At 65.0% G+C, this 13,450-nt stretch carries 14 protein-coding genes and 1 tRNA gene; 13 read left to right on the forward strand and 2 right to left on the reverse strand.

Annotated features, from left to right (window positions below):
* Positions 1 to 7: 7 nt before the first annotated feature.
* Positions 8 to 1,030 (reverse strand): hypothetical protein, encoded by a 1,023-nt coding sequence (locus V5F78_RS07895; protein ID WP_394071550.1) that lies wholly within the window; start codon positions 1,028 to 1,030, stop codon positions 8 to 10.
* A gap of 198 nt (positions 1,031 to 1,228) precedes the next feature.
* Here V5F78_RS07895 and V5F78_RS07900 point away from each other — a divergent pair, with 198 nt between their 5' ends.
* The 6 genes from V5F78_RS07900 to V5F78_RS07925 all read left to right on the forward strand — a co-directional run bounded on the left by V5F78_RS07900 (position 1,229) and on the right by V5F78_RS07925 (position 3,578).
* A complete protein-coding gene (locus tag V5F78_RS07900; protein WP_394071549.1) occupies positions 1,229 to 1,552 on the forward strand; it encodes a hypothetical protein in 324 nt (107 codons plus the stop codon).
* A 32-nt stretch (positions 1,553 to 1,584) separates the two neighbouring features.
* Positions 1,585 to 1,860: a hypothetical protein gene (locus tag V5F78_RS07905; RefSeq protein WP_394071548.1), complete on the forward strand. Its 276-nt coding sequence runs from the start codon at positions 1,585 to 1,587 to the stop codon at positions 1,858 to 1,860.
* Positions 1,861 to 2,033: 173 nt separating this feature from the next.
* Entirely contained in the window at positions 2,034 to 2,339 is a 306-nt protein-coding gene (locus V5F78_RS07910; RefSeq protein ID WP_394071547.1) for an ETC complex I subunit, read from the forward strand.
* A gap of 74 nt (positions 2,340 to 2,413) precedes the next feature.
* A tRNA-Arg gene (locus V5F78_RS07915) sits at positions 2,414 to 2,490 on the forward strand.
* 143 nt (positions 2,491 to 2,633) lie between these two features.
* The gene (locus tag V5F78_RS07920) at positions 2,634 to 3,344 is read left to right on the forward strand and encodes a hypothetical protein (RefSeq protein ID WP_394071546.1); all 711 of its coding nucleotides are present in this window, start codon (positions 2,634 to 2,636) and stop codon (positions 3,342 to 3,344) included.
* A gap of 30 nt (positions 3,345 to 3,374) precedes the next feature.
* Entirely contained in the window at positions 3,375 to 3,578 is a 204-nt protein-coding gene (locus V5F78_RS07925; RefSeq protein ID WP_394071545.1) for a hypothetical protein, read from the forward strand.
* A 19-nt stretch (positions 3,579 to 3,597) separates the two neighbouring features.
* Here V5F78_RS07925 and V5F78_RS07930 read toward each other — a convergent pair whose 3' ends face one another.
* Positions 3,598 to 3,891 carry a hypothetical protein gene (locus V5F78_RS07930; RefSeq protein ID WP_394071544.1) on the reverse strand — a complete coding sequence of 98 codons (294 nt, stop codon included), beginning with the start codon at positions 3,889 to 3,891 and terminating at the stop codon, positions 3,598 to 3,600.
* A 149-nt stretch (positions 3,892 to 4,040) separates the two neighbouring features.
* On the opposite strand from V5F78_RS07930, the gene V5F78_RS07935 reads away from it, so the two are divergent.
* The 7 genes from V5F78_RS07935 to V5F78_RS07965 all read left to right on the forward strand — a co-directional run bounded on the left by V5F78_RS07935 (position 4,041) and on the right by V5F78_RS07965 (position 13,379).
* Entirely contained in the window at positions 4,041 to 5,822 is a 1,782-nt protein-coding gene (locus V5F78_RS07935) for a potassium/proton antiporter (RefSeq protein WP_394071543.1), read from the forward strand.
* Positions 5,823 to 5,873: 51 nt separating this feature from the next.
* On the forward strand, positions 5,874 to 6,170 hold the full coding sequence (locus V5F78_RS07940) for a hypothetical protein (RefSeq protein ID WP_394071542.1): 297 nt from the start codon (positions 5,874 to 5,876) through the stop codon (positions 6,168 to 6,170).
* Between the two features lie 112 nt (positions 6,171 to 6,282).
* Positions 6,283 to 7,482: an aminotransferase gene (locus tag V5F78_RS07945; protein WP_394071541.1), complete on the forward strand. Its 1,200-nt coding sequence runs from the start codon at positions 6,283 to 6,285 to the stop codon at positions 7,480 to 7,482.
* A 179-nt stretch (positions 7,483 to 7,661) separates the two neighbouring features.
* Positions 7,662 to 8,822 (forward strand): efflux RND transporter periplasmic adaptor subunit, encoded by a 1,161-nt coding sequence (locus V5F78_RS07950; RefSeq protein WP_394071540.1) that lies wholly within the window; start codon positions 7,662 to 7,664, stop codon positions 8,820 to 8,822.
* A gap of 3 nt (positions 8,823 to 8,825) precedes the next feature.
* Positions 8,826 to 11,945 carry an efflux RND transporter permease subunit gene (locus V5F78_RS07955; RefSeq protein ID WP_394071539.1) on the forward strand — a complete coding sequence of 1,040 codons (3,120 nt, stop codon included), beginning with the start codon at positions 8,826 to 8,828 and terminating at the stop codon, positions 11,943 to 11,945.
* A 278-nt stretch (positions 11,946 to 12,223) separates the two neighbouring features.
* A complete protein-coding gene (gene hemP, locus V5F78_RS07960; protein WP_394071538.1) occupies positions 12,224 to 12,412 on the forward strand; it encodes a hemin uptake protein HemP in 189 nt (62 codons plus the stop codon).
* A gap of 148 nt (positions 12,413 to 12,560) precedes the next feature.
* A complete protein-coding gene (locus V5F78_RS07965) occupies positions 12,561 to 13,379 on the forward strand; it encodes a hypothetical protein (RefSeq protein WP_394071537.1) in 819 nt (272 codons plus the stop codon).
* Positions 13,380 to 13,450 lie beyond the last annotated feature (71 nt).

Raw genomic sequence — 13,450 nt, forward strand, 5'->3', positions numbered from 1 at the left:
CTTGCGTTCAGGCCCTGATATCGGGACCGCGCCCGGTGTCCGGCAGGGTGGGAATCAGCGGGGGATGGGCCATGGTGCCGGTTCCCCGCTGGTTGAGGGCGTCCATCTCCACCAAGGCGTCGCGTCCGGCGCACATCAGCGTCGAGAAGGCGGCGGCGAAGAAATCTTCCACTGCGGCCTGCAGGGCGGACGTGCCCAAGACCCCGCCTTCCAGCCCCGGAAGACGTTCAACGAGGCCCTCCGCCTCCGCTTCACGCGCCAATTTCAGGACATGGGCCCGGGACACATGGCAGCCGCGCGCCAGCGCCGAGATGGACACGGCGGCGGGCGCCGCGCAACCGGCCGCATGCGCGTCGTTAGCGGCCATGGCGAGCAGAAAAGCCATCATGAACCCGCCGTCCCGGTCCGCGAACAGGCCAAGTGCGGGGGCAGTCTCAAGCAAGCGAAAGCCCGCCACATAGCGCCGGCCGAGTTGCCGAATCAGCGCGCCGAAGAAATCCGGATGTTCCAGCTCAGCGACGATGCGGCCGCCGACCGGATCGAGGCGCGCCAAAGCGCCACCGATGACCATCCAGCGCCGGGTCTGCTCATCCACCAGCCGCGGCGTGGGCACCAAGGGACGCGTGCGGCCGCCGAGCGCGCGCGCATCCGACGCCCGTCCGACTTCAAGAAAGCCGGCCCAACGCATCAGCAGGATCATCGCCTTCGCGCGCCCGCGACTGCAAATTCCGGAGCTCTGGCATAGATTGGTCAGCCGCGTGACGGTGAGGCCCACGCCGTTCTGGTCCGGCTCGTGGTGCAGATAGAGCGTGCACAAGGCGAGGGCCAGACGCCCGCGGTCGTTGAGAATACGGTTTGGCAGCAGGTGGCCACGATACATGCCCAAGAGCCCGCGCATGGCCTCATCGACCGCCATCACGAAGCCGGGCCGCTGGCGCAGCGCCGCCATATGCGTGAAAGCGTCGTCAAACGCCGGGGACGTGCCCGCCTCGCCTTGTGCGTCTCTAGAGGATCGCTGGTTTTCGTCCATTCCGCGCCTCGGTCTCCGGGCTGCGCCAAGTTTGAGACAAGCTGAAATAATTACCGTCATTTAGCACGCCTGCGTCAGGGGGCGAGGCATGTGGGCGGAATTCTTCCCCATTTATTGCTGTGAAGGGTCAAGAATCGCCATTGAGAACGTCCCTCCGCACGCCTAACGCTTAGTACCGATTTCTCTCGGAGTTGAGCCATGCCTCGCCTCGCCGTCATGCTTTCCGCAGCCGTTCTGGCCCTGGCCGCCGGTGCGGTCGTGCCCACTCCGAGCCAAGCCGTCGTCTATTGCACCGGCCCCGGCGTTCCCGTGGGCTGCGTGGTGCGGCCCGCGCCCCGCGTCGTCTATTGCACCCGTCCCGGTTATCCGGCGGGATGTGTTGCCAATCGCACCGGGGTCGGCGTACGTCCTGGTGTGGGCGCCGGTGCCGCCGGCGTCGGCGTTACGCCGGGCGTTGGTGTCGGCGCGCCGGGGTATGGCGCCAATGCCGGCGGACCGGTGAACCGAGTCGGCGTGCGCTGAAGCGGTCCCTTGCCATCACGATGGAGAAGCCTGTGACCTTCAAGACGATCGCGGCCCTGAGCCTTTGCCTTGTCTCCACCTCGGTGTTCGCGGATCGCCCCGCGGCCAATAAATGCGCCGCCGGCCTCACGCCCGATGCGCAGGCGATCTATGCCGCCGCCGCGCCGCAGTTCAAGCCCGGCGTCGACGCGCGCTCGGTCGTTACCGCCCAGACCAAGAGCCTCGTGATGTCTGGCCAGATCAACCAGGGGACGGCCCGCGCTTCCGCCGAAGCTGCCGCCACCTGCCTCAAGATGATCAATTCCTGATCCTGACACGCAAATCCCCACCGCCGGTGTTGCTGGCGGTGGGGGCGCTGGCGCGCATTGCCAGCGCCGTCGTGCCACGCTAGAAGCATTCAACTTACCAATTTTCGGCGGCGCGGCCTGTCGGGGAACGCACCTCCGGCTTCGGGCTGGCGAGACATCGGGGCAAGCGAGCAATGGTGGCACGCATCTTCAAGCCGGCGCGCAACGCGATGCAGTCCGGCGTGGGCAAGACCAAGCATTGGGTGCTCGAATATGAGCCGGAGCGTGCCCGCTCCGTTGAGCCGCTGATGGGCTACACCAGCTCCGCCGATATGAAGAGCCAGATTCATCTGCGTTTCGAAACCAAGGAAGAAGCGGTGGCTTATGCCGAGCGCCGTGGCATTCCCTATCAGGTGTTCGAGCCGCACGAGCCGGTGCGGCGCAAGATCGCCTATTCGGACAATTTCGCCTTCCGCCGCCTGGGTCAATGGACCCATTGAGGGCCGCGCCATCGGTGGATGAGGGCTCGCCGCGGGGCGAAACCGCAGCGGGTTCATGTTAGAACGGCTGCGCCGGCCCCGTAGCTCAGCTGGATAGAGCAGCCGCCTTCTAAGCGGCAGGTCGCAGGTTCGAGCCCTGCCGGGGTCGCCAATGCGACGCCACTGGACCGTTACCTTCCGAACGCGGATCCTTGATCGGACCAAGGCATGCAACTCTGCATGCTGCGTCCCGAGGTTCCACAGTGGCGGCCGGGACAACAGGGTGCGAGTCGGTCCTGAGCGGAGAGCGCGACGGTGATCCAGCGAGCCGGAAGCATCGTCCATATCGGCTTCCACAAGACCGGCACCACTTCGATTCAACATGTGTTGGACGGTGCGCGCGACGCCCTGCTGCAGGCGGGATGCGCTTTTTATAGCGGTCGCCACTTCGCCGATAATCATGTGGAATTGCACGCGGCCGCCATGCGCCTGCACCGCCCCTCCACGTTCCGCCTCGGCAGCGGGCTGGTCTTTGACGAAACCTATCGCCGCACCGTGGCGCAGGAGCTTGCGGCATTCGGTGCCGCCCACACCGGTCGAGCCTGCCTGTTCTCAGCCGAGGGCGTGTGCCTGTTGCGCCACGGGGACGAAGTTGCGTGGCTGCGCAATGCGCTACCCCAGCCGGTGCGGATCATCGCCTGCCTGCGGGAGAAGGCGGCCTACCGGGCGTCCTATCGTGCGCAACTCGAAAGAGTCCGGGATCTGTGGGGCGGTGCCATTCAGCGCGAGGAATATAATTATACCGAGGACGATTCCTGGCTTTGGGATTATGACGCGCGGCTTGCGCCGTTCCGGGAGGGTTTCGGGAGCGATTCGGTGACGGTGCTCGATTATGATGCGCTGACTGCGGCACACGGGTCGATCGTGCCCGGCTTCCTGGAAGCCATCGGCCTGGGCGACGCGCTTCCGCCGCAAGCCTGGGCCGGTCTCTTCCTCAATACCCGCAAGGCGCGCGGATCGCTATGATCGCAGACCCCTTTGGCGTTATACTGCAAAATGATCTGTGCCGAATGCCCAAGATGCCGCCGCCGCTCCATCATCTCCTCTGAGACGCCCCGCCTTCAGCCGGCGGATGCGCAAGACGAGAAGGCGGCGGAGACGATTACCCTGCGCTGCGACCTGTGCGGCAGCAAGAATGTGCGCATCTACAATTTCACGTCGCCGATCGAGGCGGTGCGTTTCATGGCGAATCGCGGCTGACCGGCGATCCGCGCGTCCCTCACGCCGCCGCGATAGCTTTCGTCGCCGTGGGCGTCGGCCAGACCAGGGCGACAGCCTGCGGTGCTGGAATTTGCACGCCCTTGCTCAGCAAAGGAAACCGGCTCAGCACCTGCCCGTCCGCGTCCAGGGCAAACACCGCGACTCCCGCCACGAAGGGAAGATCGTCGCCGGCGATCTGCAATGCCAGGTCGAGATCGAAGCAAACGGTATCCGGTTCCAGGACCGTGGCGCCCGATGCGGTACGCAAGCACGCCCTGACCAGAAAGGCACGGGCAGCGAAATCTGACGGCATGGGTCGTATCCATCTTCGGCTGATCTGCCGCGGCACGTTGTGTTGGCCTTAGCGTCACATGGGGTTTTTATACGCCCAGTGTCGCAATCGGGCTACAGGCAAGCGCCGCATGTCCCAGAACTGAGACGAATGCAGGGATTCAGCCACGTATGGAAGTGATCGGCCTATCGAATCTGGTGCTGTTGGTGTGTGCGGCCCTGGTGGTGGTCGGCACGCTGTCGAGCCTCCTGGCCGCGCGCTTCGGCGCCCCGTTGCTGCTGATCTTCCTTCTGATCGGCGTGCTCGCCGGTGAGGATGGGCCGGGCGGCATTCATTTCAGCGATTACGGGGCGACCTATGTCGTGGGTTCGGCCGCCTTGGCGGTGATCCTGTTCGACGGTGGCCTGCGCATGCGGGCAACCACCATGCGTGGCGCGCTCGCCCCGGCGTTCCTGTTGTCCACGGCCGGTGTCTTCATCACGGCGGCGCTGGTGGCGGGCGCGGCCATGGTGCTGCTGGGCCTCGGGTTTCTGGAGGGTTTGCTGGTCGGAGCCATCGTTGCCTCCACCGATGCCGCCGCCGTTCTGTTCCTGGTGCGGGCACAGGGACTGCGCCTTGGCCGCCGGGTGGGGGCGGTGATCGAGATCGAATCCGCCACCAACGATCCTGCCGCCGTCTTTCTCACCATCATCCTGGTGGAATTGATGATGGCGGGCGCGACCCATGCGGGCTGGGACATCCTGGCCGGGGCGGGACAGGAACTGGTGCTCGGCATTGTGATCGGCGTCGCCGGAGGTTTCCTGCTCACCTTCATGATCAACCGGGTGGATCTGCCGGCGGGCTTGCATCCCGTGTTCGTGGTCGCTTCGGCAATCGTGATCTTCGCCTTCACCTCCGTGCTGCACGGCTCCGGCTTCCTCGCCGTTTATCTGGCCGGCTTGGTGATGGGCAACCGGCCGGTGCGGGCGCTGGCAGCGATTACCAGCTTCCACGATACGGTGACCTGGCTGTGCCAGATCGTCATGTTCGTGATGCTCGGCCTGCTGGTTTCGCCCCACAGCCTGGTCGATTCGATACTGCCGGGGCTGGGTGTCGCCGCCTTCCTGATCTTGCTCGGGCGTCCGGCGACGGTATTCCTCTGCTTGTGGCCGTTCGGCTTTTCGTTCCGGGAGAAGCTGTTCGTGTCCTGGGCCGGGCTGCGCGGCGCCGTCTCCATCTTCCTGGCCACCATCCCCATGCTCGCCGGCCTGCCGGGGGCACACGCCTATTTCAACATCGCCTTCATCGTGGTGGTGACCTCGCTTTTGCTGCATGGCTGGACGCTGGCCCTCGCTGCGCGACGGCTGGATGTGGCACTGGCCGATCCCCTGCGTGAGCCGCAGCGCTTCGAGATCGACCTGCCGGGCCAGAGCGAGCATGAGCTCGTGGCCTATCCCGTGGCGGCGGGAACCGTCGGCATACGCGCAGACCTGCTGCCGGACTGGGCGCGCATGGTCCTGGTGGTGCGGGAGGGGAAAGTCCTCGGCCCCGAAGAAGCGGGTCTTCTGCTGGCGCGCGACTATGTCTACCTGCTGACACCGCCGCAGCGGGTTCACCAATTGGATCGGCTGTTCATGCTGGAGGAACTGGTCTGGGGGCAGGATGCGGCTTTCCCGTTCGCCGGCGATATCCGGCTCGGCGACATCGGTGAGCTTTACGGCCTGCCGATTCCGCCCAGGGATCAGGCGTTCACCGTTGCGGCCGCCTTCGCGGACCGCACCGATGATCGTCCCGCCCCCGGCATGCGGATCGTGTTCGGCCATGCGGCCATCGAGGTGCGCCAAGTGGAAAATGGCCGTGTGACCCTGGCGGCGCTGCGTCTGGAGCGCGAAGACGCCGGGCGCGGAACGCAATTCATCCAGGGATTTCTGCGTCTGGCTCGCAAAGGCCGCAATCAGTCGGACACATTTTGAGCGCCACGTGTGCGGCGCGGCACGGCCGCGACGCAGCCAGGGAGGTATCTTATGGTGCGATTGTTTATGCGGGGCCGCGGCGAGGGGCAGGGTGCGCGCGATGCGAGCCGAACCCTCGCTGACAGCGTCCGGCGCATTCTGGGTCTCGACGAGGACGCTTCGGTTTCGGTCAGCGAAATTGCCTGCGGTGATCCCGCCTGCGGGGGTGCGGAAACCGTGATCCTCGTCATGCGGGCCGGCGAGCGCACGCGGGCGGCGAAGCTGCTGAAGCCCCTCTCCACCGTGACCGACGAGGAACTTGCAGCAGCCCTGGTTCCACTTTCGGCCCCCGAGGTGAAGACCGCATAAGGGCAAAGCATCCGCCGGACTTTGAGCATACGCCTTGACGGGCGCAGGGATTCCCGCTCTGCCACACGCCGGTTCGAATGCCCATCCTCAGAACGATCGCGTGCGTCCCATCATGACCCAGCCAGCCGCCGCCCCGCTCCGCGCCGGGCAAAGCCTCAATCCGGTCTATACCGACCTGCCGACCACCATTTTCGAGGTCATGTCGGGCCTTGCCCGCACCCACGAGGCGGTCAATCTGGGGCAGGGATTTCCCGATGATCCGGGTCCGCTCGATGTGCGCCAGGCGGCGGCCGATGCGGTGCTGAACGGCTGGAACCAATATCCGCCCATGATGGGCCTGCCGCAATTGCGGCAAGCGGCAGCGGCACATTACCGCCATTGGCAAGGGCTCGATCTCGATCCCGAGAGTGAGATCATGGTGACCTCGGGCGCCACCGAGGCGTTGGCGGGGGCATTGTTCGCGCTGATCCGGCCGGGCGATGAGGTGGTGCTGTTTCAGCCGCTCTATGATGCCTATCTGCCGCTGGTCCTGCGGGCCGGCGGCGTGCCCCGCCTGGTTCGTCTGGAGCCACCCTCCTGGCGGATTACGGCCGAGCAGCTGGCGCAGGTGTTCAGCCCCCGCACGAAACTGGTGCTGTTCAACAATCCGCACAATCCCACGGGTGTCGTGCATAGCCGCGAGGAACTGCAGCTTCTGGCCGATCACTGCATCGCCTTCGACGCGCTCGCGGTGTGCGACGATGTGTGGGAGCACGTGATGTTCGACGGGCGCCGGCATTTGCCGCTGATGGCGCTGCCGGGTATGCGCGAGCGCACGGTGAAAATAGGGTCAGCGGGCAAGATCTTCGGCATGACCGGCTGGAAGGTGGGGATGGTCTGCGCCGCACCCGAGCTGATGCGCGTGCTCTCCAAGGCCCACCAATTCCTCACCTTCACGACGCCGCCGAACCTCCAGGCGGCGGTCGCCTATGGGCTCGGCAAGGACGACGCCTATTTCGAGGACATGCGCGCCCAGCTCCAGCGCGCGCGCGACCGCCTGGCCGGTGGCCTTTCCGCGCTCGGATTTCCGGTTCTGCCGAGTGCCGGCACCTATTTCTTGTCCATCGACCTGGCCGCCCTTGATCCCGGCCTCGACGACGAGGCCTTCTGCCTGGATCTCGTGCGCACCTATGGCGTTGCCGCAATTCCGGTTTCGGCCTTCTACGCGCAGGACGCGGTGCGATCGGTGGTGCGCTTCTGCTTCGCCAAGCACGACGCCACGCTCGATGCCGCCCTTGAGCGGCTGGAGAAAGCGATAAAGGTATATGGGTGAGCGATATTTCTCCGCCGGATTTCTGTGATTTCGACCGATCACGGATGCGTTAAGCGGGGTGGGGAGGGCCAAAAGTCGCTTTCTTCAACGTCCAATCAGGGTCAAATGGAGGTAAGCTTACGGAAGGTCGGGCTAGTCGCTCGATCCGGAGTTGTGCGGCATTCGCGGTCGAGGTGTACATGGGTGTGGGACGCAGTGCGAACGGGCGCCGGGTGCTCATGGTGGTTCTCGGCTTTGCTGCGATCGGCGCGGCGGCCTATGCATGGACCCATGGCCTGATCGGAAAAACGGGCGGTGCCACGAGCGCTCAAGCGCAGCAGGAACGGCGGGTTCCCGTTCTGGTGGCGCCGGCGGTCCAGAAAGACATGCCGCTGCGTCTCGAAGCACTGGGCACCGTCGAGCCGCTCGTAACCGTGGCGATCCGCGCCCGCGTGACCAGCCGGGTGGAGCAGGTGCTGTTCGAGGACGGCGCCGCGGTCAAAAAGGGCGACGTCCTGCTGGTGCTGGATGCGCGCGAGGTGGATGCGCAGATCCGCCAGGCCGACGCGACCCTCGCCAAGGACAAGGTTCAGCTCGAGAAAGCGCAGCGGGATGTGGAGCGCTACAGCGGGTTGCTGGCGCGCAGCGCGGTATCTCAGGTCCAGCTTGACGACGCCAAGACCACCGCCGACATGCAGAAGGCCACGGTGGAGCAGGACGAGGCCAATCTTCAGAACCTGCGCGTGCAGCGCACATATTATGAGATCGCTTCGCCGGTGACGGGCCGGATCGGTATTTCCGGCGTGCGTCCCGGAGCGGTGATCCGGGTGGACGATACGCTCGCCACCGTCCGCCAGTTCAAGCCCATCTATGTCACCTTTGGCGTGCCGGAACGCTATGTGGGCGAGGTGCGGGCCGCCATGGGCAAGGCGGAGGTGGATCTGCGCCTCCAGGGCAGCAACGACCGCATCGACGGCGGGCGGGTGGTCGCGATCGACAACACGATTGATCCCCAGACCGGCACGCTGATGGTGCGGGCCTTGTTCGCCAATGACGACGAGCGCCTGTGGCCGGGCACCCTCGGTGACGTCTCCGTGACCCTGCGCATGGAGCCGGATGTGATCGCCATTCCCGCCGAGGCGGTGCAGAACGGACAGAACGGCGCATTCGTGTTCGTGATTGAAAAGGGCTTGGCGCAGGTGCGCCCGGTCTCCGTCGCTCGCACCGTGGATGGCGAGGCGGTGATCACGAAAGGCCTTTCCGACGGGGAGACCGTGGTGACGGAGGGCCAGCTTTCGCTGCGGGCCGGCAGCCGCGTGGATGTGAAGTCCATATCCCCGCAGCGCCCGGCCGGGAGCTGAGTCATGTTCGCGGAACTCTGCATCCGCAGGCCGGTCCTGACGACGCTGATGATGCTGTCGCTGATCGTCTCCGGCCTGTTCGCCTATCGCCTGTTGCCGGTGGCGGCCTTGCCGCGCGTCGACTTTCCCACCATCAACATCAGCGCGACGCTACCCGGCGCCAGCCCGGAAACCATGGCCTCGGCGGTGGCAACGCCCATCGAGCGCCAGCTGTCCACGATTTCCGGCATCACCTCGCTCACCTCGTCGAGCACCCAGGGCTCGACCTCGATCACCATCCAGTTCGACCTGTCCCGCAATATTGATGCGGCCGCGCTCGATGTGCAGTCGGCCCTTTCGGTGGCCCAGCGTCAGTTGCCGGACGAGATGACGACGCCGCCGAGCTTTCGAAAGGTCAATCCCGCCGACGCCCCGGTGATCCTGCTTGCCGTCTCCTCCGACACGCTGCCCCTGTCGTCGGTCAACGAATATGCCGACACGATCATCGGCCAGCAGATTTCCCAATTGCCCGGCGTGGCGCAGGTGCAGATTTTCGGCACGCAGAAATATGCCGTGCGCATCCGCGTCGATCCCGCCGCGGCGGCCACGCGCAATATCTCCGCTTCCGACATCCAGAACGCGATCCAGGCCGCCGCCTCCAACACCCCGATCGGCCAATTGTCGGGCCCGAAGCAGTCGATCACCATCGACATGGGCATTCCCAAGGCCGATGCGGAGGTCTATCGCCGCCTCGTGGTGGCCTGGCGCAACGGGGCGCCGGTGCGGCTCGATGAGATCGCGCGGATTACCAACGGCGTCGAGAACGAGCGCATCGCCTCCTGGTTCAACGACGAGCGGTCCATCGTGCTTGCCGTCGTGCGCCAGCCCGAAGCCAACACCGTCGCGGTGGTGGACGAGGTGCGCAGCCATCTCGCGCAATACCGCGCGCAGCTTCCCGCCTCGGTCAATATCCAGGTGCTGAACGATCGGTCGGTCTCCATTCGCGATGCGGTGGCGGATGTGCAGAAGACGCTGATGGAAGCCATCGTGCTGGTGGTCCTGGTGATCTTCCTGTTCCTGCGCAACGTCCGCGCCACCATCATTCCGGCGCTGGCGCTGCCGATCTCCATCATCGCCACATTCGCCGCCATGTGGGTGCTGAACTTCTCCATCAACAACATGACGCTGCTGGCGCTGACCTTGTGCGTCGGCTTCGTGGTGGATGATGCCATCGTGGTGCTGGAGAACATCTATCGCCACATCGAGAACGGCATGAAGCCGTTCGCGGCGGCGATCCTCGGGGCGCGGGAAATCGGCTTCACCATCATTTCCATGACGCTGTCGCTGGTCGCGGTGTTCATCCCGGTGCTGTTCATGGGGGGCGTGGTCGGGCGTGTATTCCGCGAGTTCGCGGTCACCATCTCGATCGCCATCCTGGTGTCGGGCTTCGTCTCCCTGACCCTGACGCCCATGCTCTGCGCCCGCGTGCTCGAGCCCGTGGACCATCACAAGAAGCCCAACGCCTTCTTCCGCGTGACCGAGGCCATGTTCGACGCCTGGCTCGGCGGCTATCGGCGCAGCCTCGACTTCGTGCTGCGCCACCGCCCGTTCATGCTTGGCGTCACGTTCGCGACCCTGTTCGCTTCGGTCGCGCTTTATATCGCGATCCCCAAAGGGTTTTTTCCCACCGAGGATACCGGCTTCATCACCGGCACGGTGGAGGCCGCAACCGATACCTCGTTCGAAGCCATGGTCGAGCGGCAAAAGCGCGTCGCCGATGCGGTGCGCGCGGACCCGAGCGTGGCCTATCTCGTTTCCACCGCCGGGGCCACCGGCATCAGCCGCACCACCAACACCGGCCGTCTGTTCGTGGCGTTGAAGCCGCGCGCGGAGCGCAGCAAGAGTGCGACCCAGATCATCCAGGACCTGCGCAAGCGCATGGCGGTGATCCCCGGCGTCAACGTGTTCTTTCAGCCGGTTCAGAACATCAATATCGGCGGCGTCGCGTCCAAGAGCCAGTACCAATACACGTTGCAAAGCTCGGACACCGCCGCCCTCTATGCCGCCGCCCCGGCGCTGCTCGACAGGCTCGCCGAGCTGCCCGGGCTGCGCGACGTGACCTCGGATCTGCAGATTTCCAATCCGCAGCTGACCATCGACCTCGACAAGGACAAGGCCGCCGCCCTCGGCATCACGGAAGCGCAATTGCGTGACGCGCTCTATACCCAGTTCGGTAGCCGGCAGGTGGCGACGCTTTACACCTCGACCAACCAATATGCGATCATCGCCGAGGTGCAGCCGCGCTTCCAGCGCGATGCCAATGACCTCAGCAAGGTGTATCTGCGGACCTCGAAGGGTGGGGTGGTGCCGCTGGAATCGGTGGCCGAGATCCGCCGCACGGTCGGGCCGCTACAGATCGCCCACCAGCAGCAGCAGCCCGCCGTGACCATCTCCTTCAACCTCACGCCGGGCACTTCGCTCGGGCAGGCTGTGGAGCAAATCCGCGCCGCGGAACGGGCATCGAACCTGCCGGCGAGCGTTTATACAGGCTTCCAGGGCACCGCCCAGGTGTTCCAGGATTCGCTTTCAAACCAGCCGCTGCTGATCCTCGCCGCCGTGGTGGTGATCTACATCGTGCTCGGCATTCTCTACGAAAGCTTCATCCACCCGCTGACCATCCTGTCCGGCCTGCCGTCCGCCGGCATCGGCGCGATTTTGACGCTGATGGCGTTCGACATGGAATTGTCCGTCATCGCCATCATCGGCATCGTCATGCTGGTGGGCATCGTGAAAAAGAACGCGATCATGATGATCGACTTCGCCCTCGGCCGGCGGCGAGAGGGGGTGGAGGCGCAAGACGCGATCCGGGAAGCCTGCCTGATGCGGTTCCGGCCGATCATGATGACCACGCTCGCCGCAATCTTCGGCGTGCTGCCGATCGCGCTCGGCGCGGGGGCCGGGTCGGAACTGCGCCAGCCGCTCGGCGTCGCGGTCGTGGGCGGGCTGCTGGTGTCGCAATTGCTCACGCTCTACATCACGCCGGTGATCTATCTCTATCTCGACCGGTTCGATCGGATCGTGACCCGCGCGGTCTCCGGCGGAGAAGACCCGCAACCGGCGCCGCCCCCCGCACCGGCCGAATAGCGCGCCCGGCGAATCGGCACACATTAGTGTTGTTCCAAACCTCGCCTGGATCGGGTGGGCGGTGCTGATTTTTCAGCGTTCGTCCAAGATTATTTTGATCCAATTGGCCACGCAGCCTTGTGCGTTGCGAAGCGCTTTGACGCGCTTGCGTTGATTTGCAGGCGACGATGTATTACTGAATATTCATGCAGTCACGACTTAATATTGAATGGTTCTAAGGAGCAGAAAAACTTGTTCTAAGCCATTCTGTGCCAGAATTCGATTTGGAGTAATTAAAAATGGCGAAGCATGAACATGGTGGTGCGGCGTGGGGCGCGGAAAACAAGGCGCGGGCTTTGCCGATGATCGGTCTGCAACTCGATAGTCGGGATTTGTTTGCTGCGGGACGTGTCATCACCATCGCCCACGGAGAGCAAGTCTACCAGCTGCGCCTTACCGCGCAGGGGAAGCTCATCCTGACAAAATAATGCATCGCAATAAAAACGGCGGCATGATTGCCGTTCAATGTGGATGCAATAATCATTAAGGCGGCTTCCGTTATCTTCCAATTGCCGGCTATTGTCCTCGCATCGTTCCGCGAAAACAATGCCGGACCTGAAGGCCGAGACGGAAGACATGAAAGCGATCGACGCACGCACCCTTCATGCGGGGATCGGGACCGCAGGCAGCATTGATCTGGTGGATGCGGGCCTTCACGTGCCGGGTTGCGACACCCTCGTCGCATCCGCTCCGCACGGCGAGCAACGTGTGCGGGCCCTGGCGCGCTTTCTCCTGCGGCGCATGGATCTGACCGGCACGTCGGCAGCCTTGATCAGCATTCCCGCGCCGGCGCTCCTGTGCGATGTCCAGTGGATGGTGACGCGGGCGCCTGCGCGCTTGCGGGCGGTTGTTCCCGGCAATCCCTGGCTGGATGCGGCGACCTTGGCACAGATGGCCCGGCACGGTGTGGTGGCGCTTTCCATTGATGGCGCGACCCTCGCCGCCGCGGGGCAGGCCGCCGCCGGTGCGCTGATGCGCCGCCTCGGCGCCTTCGGGATGCATCTCCAGCTTTGCGGAACCGAGGCGCAGCGAGCCCTGCCGTTCGTGTTGGGGCACGCCGTGCCGGTGCTCATGGATTATTGCATCGGTGACGGACGAGACGACAGTGCCGCGCCCGAGATCGAGCAGAAGGGCCACCCTGATTTGTGGCTGCGCCTGCGGCTTTTGCGCGAAGCCAGCCCGCTGGCCCTGGAGCGCGCGGGACGCCGTCTGCGGGCACATAGTGTCCAGCGCATGGTCTGGGGTGGTGGTTCCGCGGGACCCGGCGCCATTCTCTCCGCCTTGCCGATCCTGATTGCGGAGGGAACGGGGCTGGCCGGCGTGCTCGGCGCCAATGCCCGCTGGCTCGCCTTTGGCGCCGATCTCGACTGGGACGAGTTCGGCGACGCCGCCTGAGGCGCAACGGGGCGGAGCGCCATTCTTCCGCCCATCTGCTCCGCCAGTGCAGTCGTTAGGGAACATGGTCG

Origin of the sequence: Roseixanthobacter glucoisosaccharinicivorans (assembly GCF_043195095.2) — a bacterium.
Lineage (GTDB): Bacteria > Pseudomonadota > Alphaproteobacteria > Rhizobiales > Xanthobacteraceae > NCEH01.